The sequence below is a fragment of the Pseudomonas sp. MD330_10 genome (assembly GCF_042610415.1).
GTDB lineage: Bacteria > Pseudomonadota > Gammaproteobacteria > Pseudomonadales > Pseudomonadaceae > Aquipseudomonas > Aquipseudomonas rhodesiae.
Genome location: NZ_JBHGZU010000003.1, coordinates 255748 through 273545, shown reverse-complemented (window position 1 = coordinate 273545; position 17798 = coordinate 255748). Strand labels below are relative to the sequence as shown.

Annotated in this window: 20 protein-coding genes and 5 pseudogenes; 17 read left to right on the top strand and 8 right to left on the bottom strand. The window is 57.5% G+C overall.

The features are described from left to right. Nucleotides 1-128: 128 nt before the first annotated feature. A complete protein-coding gene (locus ACFZPT_RS06640; RefSeq protein ID WP_034113609.1) occupies nucleotides 129-1460 on the top strand; it encodes an APC family permease in 1332 nt (443 codons plus the stop codon). Between the two features lie 11 nt (nucleotides 1461-1471). On the opposite strand, the gene xth is transcribed toward ACFZPT_RS06640, so the two are convergent. Both xth and ACFZPT_RS06630 read right to left on the bottom strand, forming a co-directional pair. Next, nucleotides 1472-2296: an exodeoxyribonuclease III gene (gene xth / locus ACFZPT_RS06635; protein WP_034097665.1), complete on the bottom strand. Its 825-nt coding sequence runs from the start codon at nucleotides 2294-2296 to the stop codon at nucleotides 1472-1474. A 24-nt stretch (nucleotides 2297-2320) separates the two neighbouring features. Next, nucleotides 2321-3052 (bottom strand): OBAP family protein, encoded by a 732-nt coding sequence (locus ACFZPT_RS06630; RefSeq protein ID WP_371918465.1) that lies wholly within the window; start codon nucleotides 3050-3052, stop codon nucleotides 2321-2323. 252 nt (nucleotides 3053-3304) lie between these two features. Between ACFZPT_RS06630 and ACFZPT_RS06625 the strand changes: the two genes are divergently transcribed. Further along, nucleotides 3305-3454: a hypothetical protein gene (locus ACFZPT_RS06625; RefSeq protein WP_167389889.1), complete on the top strand. Its 150-nt coding sequence runs from the start codon at nucleotides 3305-3307 to the stop codon at nucleotides 3452-3454. A gap of 103 nt (nucleotides 3455-3557) precedes the next feature. Here the strand turns inward: ACFZPT_RS06625 and cynR are convergent, their stop codons facing one another. Next, on the bottom strand, nucleotides 3558-4481 hold the full coding sequence (gene cynR, locus ACFZPT_RS06620) for a transcriptional regulator CynR (RefSeq protein ID WP_034113611.1): 924 nt from the start codon (nucleotides 4479-4481) through the stop codon (nucleotides 3558-3560). A gap of 99 nt (nucleotides 4482-4580) precedes the next feature. Between cynR and ACFZPT_RS06615 the strand changes: the two genes are divergently transcribed. After that, complete coding sequence (locus ACFZPT_RS06615) at nucleotides 4581-5237, top strand: carbonic anhydrase (protein WP_379555050.1); 657 nt, start codon at nucleotides 4581-4583, stop codon at nucleotides 5235-5237. Nucleotides 5238-5300: 63 nt separating this feature from the next. Then, nucleotides 5301-5771, top strand: a complete 471-nt coding sequence (gene cynS / locus ACFZPT_RS06610) for a cyanase (RefSeq protein WP_034097671.1) — start codon at nucleotides 5301-5303, stop codon at nucleotides 5769-5771. A 63-nt stretch (nucleotides 5772-5834) separates the two neighbouring features. Here cynS and ACFZPT_RS06605 read toward each other — a convergent pair whose 3' ends face one another. After that, complete coding sequence (locus ACFZPT_RS06605; protein WP_034113613.1) at nucleotides 5835-6752, bottom strand: LysR family transcriptional regulator; 918 nt, start codon at nucleotides 6750-6752, stop codon at nucleotides 5835-5837. A 125-nt stretch (nucleotides 6753-6877) separates the two neighbouring features. On the opposite strand from ACFZPT_RS06605, the gene ACFZPT_RS06600 reads away from it, so the two are divergent. From ACFZPT_RS06600 to ACFZPT_RS06565, 8 genes and pseudogenes are all read left to right on the top strand, one after another. After that, nucleotides 6878-7636, top strand: a complete 759-nt coding sequence (locus ACFZPT_RS06600) for a 5-oxoprolinase subunit PxpA (RefSeq protein WP_034113615.1) — start codon at nucleotides 6878-6880, stop codon at nucleotides 7634-7636. Nucleotides 7637-7730: 94 nt separating this feature from the next. Beyond that, nucleotides 7731-7976 carry an acetyl-CoA carboxylase gene (locus ACFZPT_RS06595; RefSeq protein ID WP_034113616.1) on the top strand — a complete coding sequence of 82 codons (246 nt, stop codon included), beginning with the start codon at nucleotides 7731-7733 and terminating at the stop codon, nucleotides 7974-7976. A gap of 10 nt (nucleotides 7977-7986) precedes the next feature. Then, on the top strand, nucleotides 7987-9360 hold the full coding sequence (locus ACFZPT_RS06590) for an acetyl-CoA carboxylase biotin carboxylase subunit (RefSeq protein WP_034113617.1): 1374 nt from the start codon (nucleotides 7987-7989) through the stop codon (nucleotides 9358-9360). Beyond that, the gene (locus tag ACFZPT_RS06585) at nucleotides 9357-10229 is read left to right on the top strand and encodes an allophanate hydrolase subunit 1 (protein WP_034113619.1); all 873 of its coding nucleotides are present in this window, start codon (nucleotides 9357-9359) and stop codon (nucleotides 10227-10229) included. Before ACFZPT_RS06590 ends, ACFZPT_RS06585 begins: the two co-directional genes overlap by 4 nt. After that, complete coding sequence (locus tag ACFZPT_RS06580; protein ID WP_034113623.1) at nucleotides 10226-11200, top strand: biotin-dependent carboxyltransferase family protein; 975 nt, start codon at nucleotides 10226-10228, stop codon at nucleotides 11198-11200. Before ACFZPT_RS06585 ends, ACFZPT_RS06580 begins: the two co-directional genes overlap by 4 nt. A gap of 111 nt (nucleotides 11201-11311) precedes the next feature. Beyond that, nucleotides 11312-11659, top strand: a pseudogene (locus ACFZPT_RS06575) (allantoin permease); the annotation flags it as partial. Next, the gene (locus ACFZPT_RS06570; RefSeq protein ID WP_080758754.1) at nucleotides 11614-11985 is read left to right on the top strand and encodes an ASCH domain-containing protein; all 372 of its coding nucleotides are present in this window, start codon (nucleotides 11614-11616) and stop codon (nucleotides 11983-11985) included. The pseudogene ACFZPT_RS06575 and the gene ACFZPT_RS06570, both read left to right, overlap by 46 nt. 175 nt (nucleotides 11986-12160) lie before the next feature. Beyond that, on the top strand, nucleotides 12161-12604 hold the full coding sequence (locus tag ACFZPT_RS06565) for a DNA methylase (RefSeq protein ID WP_034113637.1): 444 nt from the start codon (nucleotides 12161-12163) through the stop codon (nucleotides 12602-12604). A 63-nt stretch (nucleotides 12605-12667) separates the two neighbouring features. On the opposite strand, the pseudogene ACFZPT_RS06560 reads toward ACFZPT_RS06565, so the two are convergent. Together ACFZPT_RS06560 and ACFZPT_RS06555 are read right to left on the bottom strand one after the other, a co-directional pair. After that, nucleotides 12668-12989: pseudogene (locus tag ACFZPT_RS06560) on the bottom strand (GTP cyclohydrolase I); the annotation flags it as partial. A gap of 154 nt (nucleotides 12990-13143) precedes the next feature. Further along, nucleotides 13144-13608, bottom strand: a complete 465-nt coding sequence (locus ACFZPT_RS06555) for a thiol-disulfide oxidoreductase DCC family protein (RefSeq protein WP_034113639.1) — start codon at nucleotides 13606-13608, stop codon at nucleotides 13144-13146. Between the two features lie 308 nt (nucleotides 13609-13916). Between ACFZPT_RS06555 and ACFZPT_RS06550 the strand changes: the two genes are divergently transcribed. Then, nucleotides 13917-14381, top strand: a complete 465-nt coding sequence (locus ACFZPT_RS06550; protein ID WP_034113641.1) for a DUF3429 domain-containing protein — start codon at nucleotides 13917-13919, stop codon at nucleotides 14379-14381. An 8-nt stretch (nucleotides 14382-14389) separates the two neighbouring features. Here ACFZPT_RS06550 and ACFZPT_RS06545 read toward each other — a convergent pair. After that, a pseudogene (locus ACFZPT_RS06545) lies at nucleotides 14390-14567 on the bottom strand (IS5/IS1182 family transposase); the annotation flags it as partial. Nucleotides 14568-14644: 77 nt separating this feature from the next. Between ACFZPT_RS06545 and ACFZPT_RS06540 the strand changes: the two are divergent. The 3 genes and pseudogenes from ACFZPT_RS06540 to ACFZPT_RS06530 form a co-directional block, all read left to right on the top strand. Next, a pseudogene (locus tag ACFZPT_RS06540) lies at nucleotides 14645-14943 on the top strand (transposase domain-containing protein); the annotation flags it as partial. A gap of 52 nt (nucleotides 14944-14995) precedes the next feature. Beyond that, complete coding sequence (locus ACFZPT_RS06535) at nucleotides 14996-15424, top strand: DUF4304 domain-containing protein (RefSeq protein ID WP_080758734.1); 429 nt, start codon at nucleotides 14996-14998, stop codon at nucleotides 15422-15424. 208 nt (nucleotides 15425-15632) lie between these two features. Next, nucleotides 15633-16196, top strand: a complete 564-nt coding sequence (locus ACFZPT_RS06530; RefSeq protein WP_034114299.1) for an NADAR family protein — start codon at nucleotides 15633-15635, stop codon at nucleotides 16194-16196. 182 nt (nucleotides 16197-16378) lie between these two features. Here the strand turns inward: ACFZPT_RS06530 and ACFZPT_RS06525 are convergent. Then, nucleotides 16379-16711 (bottom strand): annotated as a pseudogene (locus ACFZPT_RS06525) (NUDIX domain-containing protein); the annotation flags it as partial. Between the two features lie 300 nt (nucleotides 16712-17011). Between ACFZPT_RS06525 and ACFZPT_RS06520 the strand changes: the two are divergent. Then, nucleotides 17012-17497, top strand: a complete 486-nt coding sequence (locus ACFZPT_RS06520) for a hypothetical protein (RefSeq protein WP_034113642.1) — start codon at nucleotides 17012-17014, stop codon at nucleotides 17495-17497. Nucleotides 17498-17798 lie beyond the last annotated feature (301 nt).

Here is a 17798-nt window from a genome sequence, read left to right as displayed (position 1 = left end):
TCTTACGGCGTTGGAATTAGCAAATAAATGAACTATGGCAGCGTAACGCGTTTCCATGTTTAAACAACTTTGCTATTGCCGGCTCACGCCGGCTGAATCCACAGTGCAACCCGCCCGTAGAGCCGCCCATGACTGATTCCAGCCTCAGCAACGCTTCGCCTTCCAAGCCGTCACTGCGCCGCGCCGTCACCGGACCGATGCTGTTTTTGTTCATCCTTGGCGATGTGCTGGGCGCCGGTGTCTATGCGTTGGCTGGCACCATTGCCGGCCAAGTGGGCGGGGCGATCTGGGTGCCGCTGCTGGTGGCGTTGTTCTTCGCCATGCTCACCGCCGGCTCGTACGCGGAACTGGTAACCAAATACCCCCACGCCGGCGCCGCGTCGGTGTTTGCCGAGAAGGCGTTCAAGTCGCCGCTGGTTTCGTTTCTGGTGGGCTTCAGTATGCTCGCGGCCGCGGTCACCAGTGCGGCGGGGCTGTCCCTGGCGTTTACCGGCGACTATCTGGCGGCGTTTTTTGAGGTGCCACCGACCTTGGCGGCCTTGGTGTTCCTGGCGGTGATCGCATTGCTCAATGCGCGTGGTATCAAAGAGTCCCTGGGCGCCAATATGGTCATGACCTGTATTGAGTTGTCTGGGTTGTTGCTGGTGGTGATAGCGGCGGCCTGGTGTTTCCAGGCCGGTGAGGCGAACCTGGGGCGCGCCGTAGAATTCAAGCCTGGCGTGAACCCAATGCTCGCGGTATTGGGGGCGGCATTGTTGGCGTTCTATTCGTTTGTCGGCTTTGAGACCTCGGCCAACCTGGCGGAAGAAATCCGTAACGTGCGCACCGTGTATCCGCGCGCGCTGTTCGCCGCATTGATCACCGCCGGTATCGTGTACATGGCGGTCGGAGTCGCTGCCTCCGTGGTGCTGCCGACGGACCGACTGATGGCTACCTCAGCGCCGCTGCTGGAAGTGGTGCGGGCTTCGGGCCTGAACATTCCGCCCCAACTATTCGCCTTCATTGCCCTGGTGGCGGTTGCCAACGGCGCACTGCTGACGATGATCATGGCCAGCCGCCTGGCGTACGGAATGGCTCGCATGGGGTTGCTGCCGGCGCCATTGTCGCGGGTTCTGCCCAAACGCCGTACGCCGCTGGTGGCGATCTTGGCCACCAGCGGCGTGGCCATGGCGCTGACCGCCACCGGCACGCTCGCGGCCCTGGCCGAAACGGTGGTGCTGCTGCTGTTGTTTGTGTTCCTCAGCACTAATCTGGCCGTGCTGGTGCTACGTCGGGACCGTGTCGACAGGGATCACTTCCGCGTGCCGATCTGGGTGCCGGTGCTAGCGATCATGTCGTGCCTGGTTCTGCTCAGCCAGCAAAGCCTCGACACCTGGCTGCGGGGCGGTGCGCTGATGCTGCTTGGGGTTATGTTGTATGGCTGCAACCGTCTGGCGACGCCCGTTGCATCACCGAGCTAAAGAGATATAGGTCACCTTGTGCTGGTGCGGCGGGTACGTTTGTGCGTCCGCGGCTTGGCACTGATTTCAATCCACACAGGCGCATGGTCACTGGCATGTTCTTCGTTGCGCACCCAGGCATCGACGCCTGCGTTTTTAAGGCGCGAGGCCAGCACTGGGTTGAGCAAGAGATGATCGATGCGCAAGCCGGAATTCGTCTGCCAATGCTGACGGAAGTAATCCCAGAACGTGTATACGCGCTCATCGGGATACAGGTGCCGTAACGAGTCGACCCAACCTTGATCCAGCAGCTTCTGGTAGCACGCGCGGGTTTCCGGCTGAAGGAGCGCATCTTTGAGCCATGAGCGAGTGTTGTAGATATCCAGATCGGTGGGCACCACGTTGTAATCCCCGGCCAGCACCACCGGGTGCTCGCTGCTTTGTAAGGTTTGGGCGTGTTGGATCAACTGTTCGAACCAGTGCAGTTTGTAGTCGAATTTCGGCCCAGGCTGAGGGTTGCCGTTGGGCAAGTACAGGCAGCCGACGACCACGCCCAGCACCGCCGCTTCCAGGTAGCGGGCCTGGGGATCGTTATCGGCCCCTGGCAAACCTCGATGAATCAGCAGCGGCTCGGCGTCGCGCGCCAGGATAGCCACCCCGTTCCATGCAGCTTGCCCATGGTGCACGGAGCCGTATCCGACGTGCTCCAGCGCCTCGGCAGGAAAGGCGTTGTCCTGCGCTTTCAACTCCTGCAGGCAGACGATGTCCGGACGTTCCCGCTCCAGCCACCGCAACAGGTTTGGCAGCCGCGCGCTGATGCCATTGACATTGAATGTAGCGATCTTGAGAGGGTGCATGGCCAGGCTCCTCAACCGGTGACGTCAGTGCTGATGGGGCGTGTGGGTAGGGTCAGCTATCTGAAATACCTGCCCCTCGCGCCACGCATCCGCGCCCGGTGCCACAGTAGGCGTCGGTATGTCGGCGCGGGTTCTGCGCTTTTGCTCACTGTCGATGCCGAACCGACGGTCGCGCTCGGCGACTTTCTGTGGGTCGGCCTGGCCGTCGGCGGTGAAGCCCATCATCAGCTGGGGAACACCCAAGGGCAGGTCTTTATGCAGGTCCGTATGCCAGGTATGCCAGGTCTTGCCATAGGTGTGAACGAGCTTTTCCATCAGTGCATGCTCGGCCACCTCAGGAATGCCAGGCGCCACCAGTTGGCCGGACTTCACCTCATGCATATGGCTGTGCCACAGCGCCTGCTCGGCCTTGGGCAGGCCGGTGAACAAGCGCTCACTGATGATGTATTCCACGCCCATCAACTTAGCGTCCTTGCGGTTGCCATCGTAGATCACACACTGGATCACCTCTTCGTTGAGGATCGCGCAGTAATGATGCGCCTCCATTTGCACGTCCATCTGACCGTTGTAGAAATGGAAACCGTCGAGGTAGGCGTTCAACGCCTCAATCGGGGGACGCGATTGCAACAGCGCTGCGCCAGCGTCCAGGGAGCGCGTGGTGGTCGAAGAGGCATCGCCAGGTGCGACCACGTTGGATGCCGAATTGCCAGCCGCGCAGGCGCCGAGCAGCAGGGCCATTGCGCTTGCACAGGCCATTTTGAGTGTAGGGATTGTTTGAATGCCCGCCATGTTTGAGTCCTTTCCGTTGAGTCGAGTGCATTCCTATGGATAACCCGTACTCCGGGAAAGTTTCTTAGGCCGAGTCATACAACGCGCGAGGTCAACCGTTCATCAGGCCCAGAGCACATTTGTTGAACATAAACTGCGAGCGGCCGGCCAGACCAAAAGGGGCTGGCGCATGCGAAGCGCCCGCCATCACACGTCGCTTTATTAATCCGGTAAACGATCATGAAGAAGTTATATCTGTGTTTGAGTGTGTGCAGCCTGTTCCTGCTGCATGGCTGCTTCGACAGCTCGGACAACGCCACTAAAGGCAATAGCAGTACGACCAAATCTTCTGTGCAGATGCAAGAAGGCAAGGCGGATGAGCATAAGTGACAAGGCGAGTCATCGTGTTATGGGGGTGATTGCAAGGTACGGGTATGGCCATGGACGAGGAGTGAGGAGCCCGCAGCGCGCTCGCAGGCCAGCCCACGCGCCCTCAATCGGCTGCGTTTGCCCGTTCATGATTATTCAGGGCTACGGCCACGGCTTTGGCCACGTCGATAAACGCCCGCGCCGCCGCCGAGGGATACACCCCTTTGCGCTGCATCAACACCGCCGTGCGCTGCAAGCGCTGCGGGGCCAGCTCAATCGCCGCCAACTCGGGATGGGCCCGTGCAATCGCAGCCGGCAAGAGTGTCGATAAGGCAGTCCGGCGCACCACCTCAATCAAGGCGCCGATCACATTGGCCTCCATGACTACACGCGGGCGGATACCGTGCTGGTTGCAATAGCGGTCGATCTGGTCGCGGGTGGCGAACTCTTTGCTCAGCACAATCAGTGATTCGCTGTTCAGCGCTTCCAGCCCGATGGACGACCGGCCTGCCAACGGGTGTTGGCTGCCCACCACGAGCGCCAGGGTTTCCACCAGCAAGGGGTAAGCGTCGATGTCGGGCGCGTGTACCTCGTCAAAGGCGATGCCTACATCCAGCTCGTCAGCCAGCAGTTGGTTCTCCATTTGTTCCTGGGCAACTTCACGCACGGTCAACGTGATGTTGGGATAGCGACTGTGAAAGGCGTCCACCAACGGCCCAACGAGGTACGTGGTGAAGGTGGGTGTGACGGCGATGCGCAAAGTGCCCCGGCTCAAATCGCCCACATCGTGGATGGCTCGTTTGCCTTGCTGTAGCTCCTGCGCCGCCCGCAATGCATGACGCAAGTAGACCTCACCGGCGTCGGTGAGGCGGGTTTTGCGCCCTGAACGATCAAATAACTGAGCGCCCAGACTTTCTTCCAGTTGTCGAACTTGCTGTGACAGCGCCGGTTGCGAGACATGCAGGGCCGCTGCCGCCTTAGTGAAACCTTGATGTTCCGCGACGGCGAGAAAGTATTGAAGGTGGCGCGCGAGCTTGTTTGTTTCCATAAGATTATCTGATGTAGTTGATCATATATAAGACTTTTACCTTATTTTAAGGGCGCCGTAACCTTGGTTCATCGCAATGCGAGCCAAAGGAGTTACCCCATGCAAGACATCATCGACAGTTTTCTGAAGTTTCAGCGCAATGCCTTTCCCAAGCGGGCCGGTCTGTTCAAAGACCTGGCCAATCAGCAAAACCCCCGTGCGTTGTTCATCTCCTGCTCCGACAGCCGCCTGGTGCCGGAGCTGGTCACCCAGCGTGAGCCGGGCGACCTGTTTGTGATCCGTAATGCCGGCAATATCGTGCCGTCCTATGGCCCTGAGCCGGGCGGCGTGTCGGCCTCGGTGGAATACGCCGTCGCCGCCTTGCAAGTCAGCGACATCGTGATCTGCGGCCACTCCGATTGCGGCGCCATGACGGCCATCGCCACCTGCACCTGCCTGGACCATATGCCTGCGGTGGCCGGCTGGTTGCGCTACGCCGATTCCGGCCGAGTGGTCAACGAAGCCCGCCAGCACGTCGATCAGCCCGCCAAAGTCGCGTCCATGGTGCGCGAAAACGTGATCGCACAATTGGCCAATCTCCAGACGCACCCGTCTGTGCGCCTGGCCCTTGAAGAAAAACGCGTGACGCTGCATGGCTGGGTCTACGACATCGAAAGCGGCTGCATCCAGGCTTTCGACAGCCGTACCGGCACGTTCGTGGCCTTGGCCGACTACCCAGTGAGCGCCGACATCCCGGCAACACCTCGCTCCAACTGAAGTTCCCAGGTACCTGTATCGCAGGTAAGCCTATGCCCCTTTTTTACCCACGGAGAAATCCCCATGATCCAGTCGCAAATCAGCCAAACCACTCGCCTTGCCCTGACCGACGTCATCCTCTTGGCCAAAGCTCGTAAAGACCTATCGTTCGCCCAGATCGCCGAAGGCACCGGCCTGCACGAAGCCTTCGTCACCGCCGCCTTGCTTGGCCAGCACCCGCTGCCGGCTAACGCCGCCCAAGTCGTCGCCGACACCCTGGGCCTCGATGCGGATGCCGTGCTGCTGCTGCAAACCATCCCGGTACGCGGCAGCATCGGTAACGGCGTGCCGACCGATCCAACCATCTACCGCTTCTACGAGATGATTCAGGTGTATGGCACCACGCTTAAGGCGCTGGTCCACGAGAAGTTTGGCGACGGCATTATCAGCGCGATCAACTTCAAACTGGATGTCAAAAAAGTGGAAGATCCAGACGGCGGTTCGCGTGCCGTCATCACGCTGGACGGTAAGTACCTGCCTACCAAACCGTTCTGATTGAGTGAACCTTGGCCCGACGCCGCAAGGCGCTCGGGCCATGCTCAGGGTGAGTTTGCCGTTTCAGCGGCGCGCAGACAGCTGTTGCGGTGCTAAAAATGCATCGTGGAAATAGTTACGAAAAGCCTGCATTGCCGGGCTGAATTCGCGCTCGCGATGCCACGCCAATCCCACACTCATCGGCGTCACCTTGTCGGTGACTGTCAGGGTTTCGATGCGTTTTCCTTCCAGTGACCAGGGGCGGTGCACCAAGTCTGAGAGGATTGCCACGCCGCTGCCATTGGCGACCATGCTGCGCACCGCTTCGACTGAGCTGGTACGCACCCGCACGTTTGGCTGCTGATGCGCATGTTCCCAGTAGCGCATGGCGCTTTGTTCGGCTTCGTCGACGGTCAGCAGGATGTAGGGTTCTTTCGCAACGTCGGCGAGACTGACCGCCGAGCGCTCGCACAGCGGATGGTGGCTGGGCAGCCATAACCGCCGTTCGGAGTTGAAGAGAATCTCTGAAACGATGTCCGGGTGCGTGAGGTTGGCGGTGAGCACCACGGCCATATCAAAACGACTTTCCAACAAGCCTTGTTCAATCGCTTGCCGTTCCTGTTCATGGACTTCAATGGCCACGTCCGGATGCCAGTGTTCCAGGCGCTGCAAATGGTGCGGCAGGAAATAGCCGATCACCGTGTAGCTTGCCGCTAAGCGCAACACGCCACTGGCGCGAATATCCGGCAACGGGCTGTTCAATGCATCATCGACGCTGCGCAAAATCACGTAGGCCCGGTTCAAAAAGTGCCGCCCGGCGTCGGTCAGGCTCATGCCCTGGGCCGAGCGCTGGAACAACAGCGTCCCCAGGATGCTTTCCAGTTCCTTGATCGCCGTGGTCACTGCGGATTGGGAAATATTCAGATGAATTGCGGCTTGAGAGATTTGCCCGATCTCGGCGGTAGCGACGAAATAGCGTACTTGGCGCAGGGTCAGGGACATCAGCACTCCGGACGATGAGGTATCTGTTTTTCAGAAGATGGCCTATCTGATAATAGATCTTCCCAAGGGGTAGGCAGGAATTTAACTTGGCCTGTATGAAGTCACAAGCGTCGGGAGCAAGCGTCATGCAGGCAGTAGATTTCAACTCGGACATGGGTGAAGGCTTTGGCCCCTGGACCATCGGCGATGGTGTCGACAATGAGCTGATGGGCTTTATCAGTTCGGCCAACATTGCCACCGGTTTTCATGCCGGTGATCCCGGCACCATGCGCCGCACCGTCGAGCAGGCCAAGCGCCTGGGCGTGGCCATCGGCGCGCATCCGGGGTTTCGCGACTTGGTGGGGTTTGGCCGTCGGCACATCAATGCACCGGCTCAAGAACTGGTCGACGACATGCTCTATCAGTTGGGCGCCTTGCGTGAACTCGCCCGGGCTCAAGGCGTGGCCCTGCAACACATCAAACCCCACGGCGCGCTGTACATGCATCTGGCCCGGGACGAAGAGGCTGCCCGTTTGCTGGTGGAGAACCTCCAACGTCTGGAACCGGAGTTGCTGCTGTATTGCATGCCCGAGTCGGTGATCTGGCGGGTTGCCACGGAACTGGGGCAACCGGTGATCCGCGAGTTCTACGCCGACCGCGAATACGACCTCAGCGGCTCCATCGTCTTCACCCGCAACGTGCGAGCTTATGACCCGGCCTTCGTCGCCGAGCGAGTGCTGCGTGCTTGCCAACAAGGCGTGGTGCGCACCGTCGAGGGCGAGGACCTGACGATTGAGTTCGATTCCATCTGTTTACACAGCGACACGCCGGGTGCCCTGGCGTTGGTCGAAGCCACGCGTCGTGCACTTGATGGCGCGGGCATAAAGGTCCGAGCACCGCGCTGAGACCGAATGAAAACACCTGGCACACAGACGCCAGGGTTGACTCACCGATTTCCTTTTTGCCTGCCTTTCTACAACTATTCCAAGAGGAACAGACATGGCCGAACACACTGTAATCACCCCGTTGCCGGGGACCTTCTACCGCAAAGCTACCCCGGAATCGGCGAACTTCGTCGAGGTCGGCGCGCAGGTCAGCGCCGACACGGTGATCGGCCTGATCGAGGTCATGAAGCAGTTCTCCGAACTGACCGCCGGGACGGCCGGTCGCCTCAATGCCTTTTTGGTAGAAGACGGTGATCCGGTGGAACCGGGTCAAGTCGTCGCAACACTCGACGGCGAGTGAGGGCAGGATCATGACTCACGCCATTCATAAATTGCTGATTGCCAACCGTGGCGAGATCGCCGTGCGGATCATCCGCGCGGCTAAGGAACTGGGCATTCCTACCGTTGCTGCGTGCAGCGAGGCGGACGTCGACTCCCAGGCTGCGCGCATGGCCGATGAGGTGCATATTCTCGGCCCGGCCCGCGCCGACAAAAGTTACCTGAATGTCGAGGCCTTGCTCGGCGCCTTGAACGCCACGGGCGCCAACGCGGTGCATCCCGGTTACGGCTTTCTGTCGGAGAACGCCGATTTCGCCGAAGCAGTGGTGGCTGCCGGCGCCATTTTTGTCGGCCCGAGCGCGGAGACGATCCGGCGCATGGGCGATAAAGCCGAGGCGCGGCGCACGGCGCAAGCCGCTGGCGTGCCGGTGGTGCCGGGTTCGCCGGATGAATTGTTCGACGTTGAATCGGCGCTCAAGGCTGCCGAATCCGTTGGCTTCCCGCTGTTGATCAAAGCTTCGGCCGGTGGCGGCGGGCGCGGTATTCGGCTGGCGGAAAACGCCGAGCAGCTGAGCGAAGAATTCCCCCGTTCCCAGCGCGAAGCCCAAGCGGCGTTTGGCAATGGCGCGGTGTACCTGGAGCGGTTTATCAGCCGGGCCCGGCATATTGAAGTGCAAGTGCTGGGCGACGGTCAGCACGCCGTGCATTTGTTTGAGCGCGAGTGTTCGCTGCAACGGCGCCGGCAGAAAATCTTCGAAGAAGCGCCATCGCCAGTCCTCAGCCAGCAGCAACGGGAAACGCTGTGCGCCAGCGCGGTACGCCTGACTGAATCCCTGGGTTACAAGGGCGCCGGCACCCTGGAATACCTGTATGACGATACTACCGGTGAGTTTTTCTTTATCGAGATGAACACGCGGATTCAGGTGGAGCACCCGGTCAGCGAACTGATCACGGGCATCGACCTGGTCCAGGCCATGTTGCGCATCGCTGGCGGCGAGCCGCTGGGCTTCAAGCAAAGCGACATTCGACTCAACGGCGCCGCCCTGCAAATGCGCCTGAATGCTGAAGACCCTGCGCGGGATTTTTTCCCCAGCCCCGGCCTGGTCGAATCGCTGATCTGGCCGCAAGGGGAGGGTATTCGTGTCGATACCCATCTCTACCCAGGTTACCGCGTGCCGCCATACTACGACTCGCTGCTGGCCAAGTTGATTGTTCATGGTCACGATCGTACCGAGGCTTTGGCTCGCGCACGTGGTGCCGTGGCGGACACCACGCTCACCGGTATGGCCAACACCTTGGCGTTGCACGGTGAATTGCTGGAACAACCGTGGCTGCACAGCGCAGACTTTCACACTGGCACCCTGGAAACCTGGCTGGCCGAGCGCCGCAGCGGAGGTGAAGCATGAGTACGCCCATCCGCTACAGCTTTGGCGCCGATGAGCATTTATTTGCCGAAGTCAGCGACAGCATGTCCCTGGACGCGTTTTTCAAAGGACTGGCAGTCACCCGCGCCGTGGAGCGGCTGGCGCTGGATGGCGTGCTCGATATCTGCCTGGCCAACGCGTCGTTCCAGATTCGTTTCGACCCGGATCGCATCGCTCCGCACACCTTGCTTGAAGCGGTAAAAACCGCCGAGGCCGGAGCTGTCGCCGAGCGCACCTTACAGACGCGGATTATCGAAATTCCGGTGCTCTACAACGATCCCTGGACTCACGAGACCCTGATGCGTTTTCGCGACCGCCACCAAGACCCGAGCTCCACAGACCTGGAATACGCTGCACGCATCAATGGTTTGGCCGACGTCGATGCGTTCATCGCGGCCCACAGTGGCGCGCCGTGGTTTGTCTCGATGGTCGGCTTCGTTGCGGGGTTGCCGTTCATGTTCCAGATGGTTGAGCGCGAGCGTCAGTTGCAGGTGCCCAAGTACCTGCGTCCACGCACCGATACGCCGAAATTGACCTTGGGCCATGGCGGTTGCTTTGGTTGCATTTACTCGGTGCGCGGCGCCGGCGGTTATCAGATGTTTGGCGTGACCCCCGCGCCGATCTACGACCCGCAACAGAACCTCGCGTACCTGAAAGAACACATGGTGTTTTTCCGTCCAGGCGACATCGTGCAGTTCAAACCGATGGACCGTGAGGCTTACGACCACGCGGTAGCCGAAGTGGACGCCGGTTGCTTTGATCTGCGGATTCGGCCGGTGGAGTTTTCGCTGGACGCGTTCCTCGCCGATCCCATTGGCTATCCCAAGTCGTTGCAGGAGGTGTTGGCATGATTAAGGTCCTCAAACCCGGCCTCGCCACTTCGGTACAAGACCTGGGCCGCGAAGGCTATTACCACTTGGGCATTCCGCCGTCCGGCGCGCTCGATCAATATGCCTTGAGCACGGCCAATCAATTGGTCGGCAACCCGGCAGGTTTGGCGGCGTTGGAATGCACGCTGCTCGGGCCTGAGTTGGAGTTTCAGCAGGATGCATTGGTGGCGGTCAGCGGCGCGCACATGACGCCTCGGGTCGATGGCGTGGAAATGCACCACGACACCGCGTTCACCGTGAAGGCCGGGCAAGTGTTGCGCTTTGATTTTCCCAAGGCTGGTGCCCGCGCTTATGTGGCGGTGGCCGGCGGCATTGATGTGCCGGTGGTGCTCAACAGTCGTTCCACCTATGCGCTCGGCGCGCTCGGCGGTTTTCAGGGGCGACGCCTGATTGCAGGCGACGAGTTGCCGGTGGGCATCGCCAGTGGCAAGAGCCGCGCCGGGGCCAGTTTGCCCATGACGTTACGGCAATCATTGGGTGGCGAAATCACCCTGCGAGTGGTGCCCGGTTTGTACTACCACCGCTTGACCGAATCGGCGGCGAAAAGCTTTTTCGCCGAGCCGTGGACGGTCGGTTCGGAAGCCGATCGCATCGGCTATCGCTTCAAGGGCGGCAGCGCGCTGAGCTTTCAGCCCCGAGAGCAGCCGTTCGGCGCCGGTTCCGATCCGTCGAATATCGTCGACAGTTGCTACCCGATCGGCTCGATCCAAGTGCCCGCCGGGCTCGAACCCATCGTGCTGCACCGAGATGCGGTGTCCGGTGGCGGCTACGCGATGATTGGCACGGTGATCAGCGCCGACCTCGATTTGATCGGCCAGATGCAACCCAACCAGAAGGCCCGCTTTGTTGCGGTAACCCTCGAAGAGGCGCTGGAAGCGCGACGTTCCTATAAGAAAAAACTCAGCTGCCTGAGCAAGCTGTTCCCTTCCTGATTCTGCCCGCCGTCTAGCGCGGGCCATGCCAAACGGTACGCCAACGCCGCACTTCGGTGCGGTGATGGCTGCCCGCGCTTCAACCATTGACTGGTTTTGGAGTTCACGCATATGGCTGCTTTATCGCAATCGAGTCAAACCGGGCAAGACCCGGCGCATTATCCTGTTCCCACCGAAGCGCGCATGGGGCGACTGTCTCTGACCATGGCGTGGTGGGCGGTGTGCAGTGCGATGTTTTACATCGTAGTGGGTGCTTCATTGGCATTGTCGTTCGGTGCGCGCAATGCGCTGATCGGCATGGTCCTGTCGGTGATCTGTTATGGACTGGTCAACAGCATTCTCAGCCGCTTTGCGATTCGCAGCGGTTTGTCGGTGGCGTTGTTTTCACGACTGTTGTTCGGCAGCACCGGGGCGTGCCTGGCGACGCTGATTTTTTTCTCGACCGCGATCTATTACGCCGAATCGCTTCTGGCGAGAAAATCCTCGAAGTCCGTCGTTGGCATCCAGACTTAGATCCTTCTGAGGATCTCCTGATTGTGGAAAACGGGCGTTTTCTCCATAACGACGGGGACGAAGACAATAACGGTACTGCCGTCGCAATTGTGCGCGTGAAAACCGTGCGCCCCTTCATCCTCGCTGACATGCAAGCGGCCTGTGCAAGCTATTTTGAGGATGGCTGGCTCGCATGGGAGTTGAGTGACGTAAGGCCAGTCACACACCCTGTGGCCATCCGTGCGGCACGGGGAATCTACGAGGTAGATTTCCTACTTCCAGACAGGCGCTGAACATTGAGCAAGATGTGTTGGTCAGACGCTTACTCCTCAGCGCGCACTTCACAAGGTGGGTTGTTCAGGCGCTTACGAAAAACTGATGACTCAGCATTGGTTGCTTCAGACCAGGCTCGCCTGTATCTGAGAGTAAGGTGGTCTATATAGAGATCGTCGCTTAAAGGGTGAACCAGTGAGCAAAATCATCAGCGCACATGACTTACAAATCGACCTTCGAGGTGCGAACGAAGCCGGGTTGTTCAAATGGCTGCTTGCCAGTTTCCTGATGGGCAAAAGAATCCAGGGGCAGATTGCGGCTAACGCGTACCGGGTGATCGTCGAGAAACACCATCGGGATACGCCGCACAAACTGGCGAGCTGCACTCACCGCCAGTTGGTCACGATGCTTGGAGAGGCTCACTACGTGCGTTACGACGAGACTACGTCGTCGCGGTTACTCGCATTAGCTAACAAAGTGAATACTGAATACGATGGCAAGGTCAGCAACATTGTTGCGGCTAGCGCCGATCGTCGCGCGTTCGAAAAACGCTTGTCTGAATTCGAAGGGATAGGGCCAAAAACTATTGAAATTTTTCTGAGGGAAGCGGCTGCGGTGCTCTTCGAATCTTCGGCATAGCTCTCACTCACACTGCCTTCCGATTGCTTGCAGCGAGGTGAAGTCAATGATAACTCGCACGCCATCTACCACTCGGGCTATCTTCGACAGGCCCAGTACCCTTCGAGTGGGGATGTACGCTCCATGAGCCTTGCCGATGAAGGGCTGCATGTGATGCTCACACAATGAACACTGTTCGATGTCGCGCACGATGACCATTTCATCATTTTGCGATTCGAACAATGCGCCATTGATCAATTCCTCCAGACTCAGTGTGTAGCCATTGCACAGGTACTGCATCGCTTTGGCTTCGCGCTATGGGGGTATCCAGCAGTCCTTCACGCTCAGGGTTCCCATCTACGCCGAGGAGAATTTCACAATAATGTTCGACTGATGATGGGTTCATCTTGAATCCCATCAGCGACGCTGCGCTTTATGAGTCGGCAAACCTTGGTGGTAGGAGAGTATCTACTGCGCACTATCTGACGCAGATGCCACAGGCTTCGCCGGATCAGCTATGACCCAGCTTATGCGTCTGCGACATGACAAGGCGAAGCTGTCTAGGTCTGCTTATTTTTCAAAGTGGACTGCTCGTCTGATGCGGGTTTTGACGCCGGCACTACGCAACGGTTATCGACACAGCGGCTGCCGCTATCTGGGTGAGGTAACCACGCCAAATGGGGGCGTATACGGCAAAAAAGGCGATAGCCGAATTCAAGCAGCGGGCGGAGTACATTCCAAGTCAGTGGCGTTGCCCAAAAGCCCAAGCCGGCGGCTCGCCAGCTCCACAGGGTGGCATCCAGGCCGGTTATCCAGCGTCCATCAGCGAAGCGGGCGTGCAGCGAGGACTGCATCTGCTCGAACGTGAACCCGAGTGCATTTGCGTCGAATTCACTGTTGCTGATGTCCACGAAAAGCAGATGATCCTTTACGGCATGCCCGCGCAGGAGCTTGATTTCGCGCGCACATAGAGGGCATTCACCGTCAAAGTACAGCGTCAGTGGCCAATTCATTTTCTTGTACATGGTGGACACTCTTGTATAACCTTTGTGCAAGATATGCTGAAAGCAACAGGCTGACAATGGGCACTATTTTCCGCTCTGCTATGGACGGTCATGTTTGCTTTCGTGAGTAAATCGCCCCGTGCTTTCGATTTCGATATCAAGTTTGGTGGCGGCAAGCTATGCGAAGGCGTACACGCTTGCGTAACAGATTCACTAAGTTTGAAACAGGTCAGGGCTGCAGTCATGTAACCCACCTCGCCATCAATATCTCGCCCAGACAGGGCTTTTGGGCCTACAGTCTTGAGTGTCGCTCACTGCAAGGAATACAAATGAATGGGTTCCCTTCAACCCCTGCGCCAAAGCACGTCACCCTGCTGGGTTATGGCGGTCTGTTGCCGTTTATTGTTCTGGCACTGCTGATTCCGTTCTCTCTCGACTATCGGACGCTGTTTGCGATTGCGCTTGTTAACTATGGAGCAGTCATCCTGAGCTTCGTCGGAGCCTTGCACTGGGGCTTCGCCATGACCGTGCGAGATATGAGTGCCAAGCAGCGCAGCGACCGGTTCATCTGGAGTGTTATACCTGCACTTATCGCTTGGATCGCCACGTTACTGCCAATGCCCTTGGGCTGCTTGCTGTTGGTCATAGGCTTAGTCGTCCACCTTCGGCAGGACAAGAAGCTCTTGCGGGTTATAAGCTTGCCCGCTTGGTACATGCCGATGCGATTACGGCTTACCCTCGTGGCGAGCGTCTGCTTGCTGCTTGCGGCGCTCGTTGAGGCGCTTCCTTCATGAAGCCTCGTGTGCCCGGCCAGGATTTCCTCACCTTTAAAATAGCCTCGGTCAGCCACCACCGACCAAGTAACCGATGCGATGGCCTCGCGTGCCTGCTTAGCCATTGAGCTGATCGCGGTCGGAACCGATATTGGTCACCTCATGAGCAACGATCAAATGGCGCTGGGTATCGACGGCTGTCTGCACGATACCGGCGGTGATAATGTTGGAAGCAGCACCCAACCAACACTAACATCTCACCCGCCACAACTGATCCAAGCGCGTCGTATAGCCTCAAACGCTGGATAGCGCTAAGGCGCTATCTCGATGACGGTGCTGTGCCCATCGATACAATTGGTGCGAGAATCAAATTCGGCCGTGGGCTCTTGGGCGCTCGAATTGGTTGTTCGCAGGTTCGCTACGCAGTGGTAAACGTGCCGCAGCGATCATGAGTTTGATCCAGTCTGCGCGGCTCAATGGGCATGATCCGTATGCTTACTTGAAGGATGTTCTTACACGCCTGCCTACGCAGCGGGCGAGCGAGATTACTGAGCTTCTGCCGCATAAGTGGACGTCCATCTAATTGCTAAACGTATTACTGAACATCTTCTTCTTTTGCCAAGTAGAGTAATGCAATGGAACGCGAAAAAATCGATGCCGCATTAAAGGAACATGTCATCCCGATCCTTCGTAGCATGGGGTTCAAGGGATCGCCTCCCCATTTTCGCCGCAATACAGGACAACAAATTGATCTGATCACGTTTCAATTTGATAGGCATGGAGGGGGATTCGTCATTGAGGTAGCTGTTAGCCCCGCAGAGGGAGTGACTATGTCTTGGGGTGAACAGATCCCGCCGGCAAAGGTGGTCGCGGCACACCTGCATCCGAATAAGCGTATTCGTTTAGGGGCGGTTATGGGAGGTGATCACTGGTTCAGATATGACAATAAAGGCAACAGTGCTACTCGGTTCGCAGATACGGCCCGCGAGGTTCAACCTTACCTGCGCGGCCAAGCATCTGACCACTGGGCCAAAGGTCCTCTCCCGGACACCAAAAGCCCGTAAATGCTCCACCGCAACTGTCAACAAGGGCGCCTTGCTCGCGCCATCGGCCTAAGATGATTCCGTCAAGACGTGTCTACCGGACGTTACCGTTTAGTTTACATCCGAAACACCGAGACTGAATTTTTGAGCCGAAGACCTACCAAACCTCCTGATTGCCTTGGTCAGCACAGTAGCTGTAACTTTGATCTTCGTCAGCGAGGATATATTTTTGAACGACTCTGAACATCTGAAAAGACTGTGCTCCCGTTTCAACTCTGGAGAGCATCTGAGGTTTACGTTTTTCTGGGGGCACCAGCGCAGCAAAACTGTCGTCACGGCTTCGTGCTTCAGCCAATGGTTCGAGGCCGGGTTCATTATCGAGGGGCAATATTACCCGACGGCCGAACACTTCATGATGGCCGAGAAAGCGGCCTTGTTCGACGATCAGGAAAATCGTGCGCAGGTGCTCCGCGCTCCTACTCCTAATGCTGCCAAAGCACTTGGTCGAAAGGTTCGCGGATTTAATGATAAGGTTTGGCTGCAACACCGATACGACATTGTTGTTCGAGCGAACCAGGCCAAGTTCTCTCAGAATCCGCAGTTAAACGAATATCTTCTACAAACCGGTTCGCGCGTTATTGTCGAAGCCAACCCCGTTGATAACGTCTGGGGTATAGGGCTCGCACAGGACAGCGCGGATGCCAACAATCCAAATCTGTGGAAAGGTTTGAATCTGTTGGGGTTTGCGCTGATGCAGGTGCGGGACGGGACGAGTATCCCAGCCCCAAGGTAGTGACCTGACCTTACTCGCGGAAATGCAGAAGCCTTGGCGAACGCCAGGGCGTGTTGCATGCGGCCTTATTAAGATCGCGCGTCAGTCAACAAAAGCTGATTCACCCGAATTTACGTGGATACCTTCGAGCGTCTGCTTCTGGCCCAGAGTGTGTAAAAACGCATATGGACTCGCGGTGACGGTTACGCATCCGGTTCGAAGACACCTGCATCCACGAGCATCTCAACTAACGCCTCTGGCCATACCGTTTCTCCAGTAGATCTCAGCTTGGGGGCGGACCACCGGTGATGATCTGCCATGACCTGAGTCTCGTATAAGGTCCATTCGGAGCTAGAAAGGATCTGGCTTTCCGCGTGCACAATGAAATACTGCTCAACTGCGAATACCGTCTCGCCGCTGGGCAGGAGCATTGAAAACCTCCGATCTGCCACAGGCCCTACAACTGTGTTGACCTGAATACCGGTCTCCTCACGCAGTTCACGTATTGCAGCGGCGTGGAATGTTTCTCCGTCTTGAGTCGGGGCAAACACCAATTTCCGGACCTGGGAAAGCGTCACTCCCTGGTGCAGATTACATTACGTATGATCCATCATCGCGATCTGTGATCGTCTGGGACGCCAAGTATCGTGCTCCTGGCGCAAGCTATCCGACGTCCTTGCCAGATTCAAAGTTACAGACCTGGCAATAAGAGATCATAAACTCTGTTAAAAATATGCCGGAGGGATCGGCCAAAGCAGCCGCAGAGAGTGCGCTTAAGGCTGACAGGGTCGAAGGCCGAATATTCAAATGGCCACAATAGGATTGAGGTGTTTAAGATGAAGGAATGGTCATCGCTGTGCAAGTCAAAGGTTGGGGACGCCGTTGATGTACGGGAGCAATGCGTTATCGCTATGGACGACGGTGCATACAAAATTTCAGACGATCAGTATTTTTTAGCTGACGCTTTTTCTGATGAGGGAGAGGAAAAATTTCGTTTGCTGTCCCTCTATTGGGCCTGCAGTGAGCCTGCATTTAGAAGAGCCTACTACAGGGATGTTGAAAATGATGACATGGCCGTATGCCGGCCGCCGCCTGAATTGCTTCCGGTTGGGACGGGGGCGACCTATAGTCAGATTAAAAATGCTCTTAGCTCTCTTGGTTCTGACAAGTTTATGGAATACGCCTCTTATCGTGTTATGTCTGATGGTGCATTTGTTCATAAGGGCTTAGAAAGTTCATTGGCTGTTTATTATTTTCGCTTGCATGATATTGTGGATGATGAGCTGCCTTACGCGATACTGTGGAAGCTTTCTAGTCTGTGATTTAATAAGAGGCAACGTCCTATTGCCGGGTTGAAGCGGTGCAAAAGCAACTACTAATGCTCCAAATACACCAGGTTCATTACGGACTCTGCCGGTAATACTATTGGTTTAGATTATATCAAGGGGCTCAGGGGAACGAATGTGACCGTCACGGGAACGCGTGGTGGTGTTCAGTATCCGTTGCAAGGGCAAACTCCCGATTCTTAAGCGAATCTTGGAAATCGGCATGTTGTTGTCTACGGTCCTGAGGGGCGTGCACTATATGACGTGTCTAGCTCTCGGATTAAGGTGGTCGAATGGA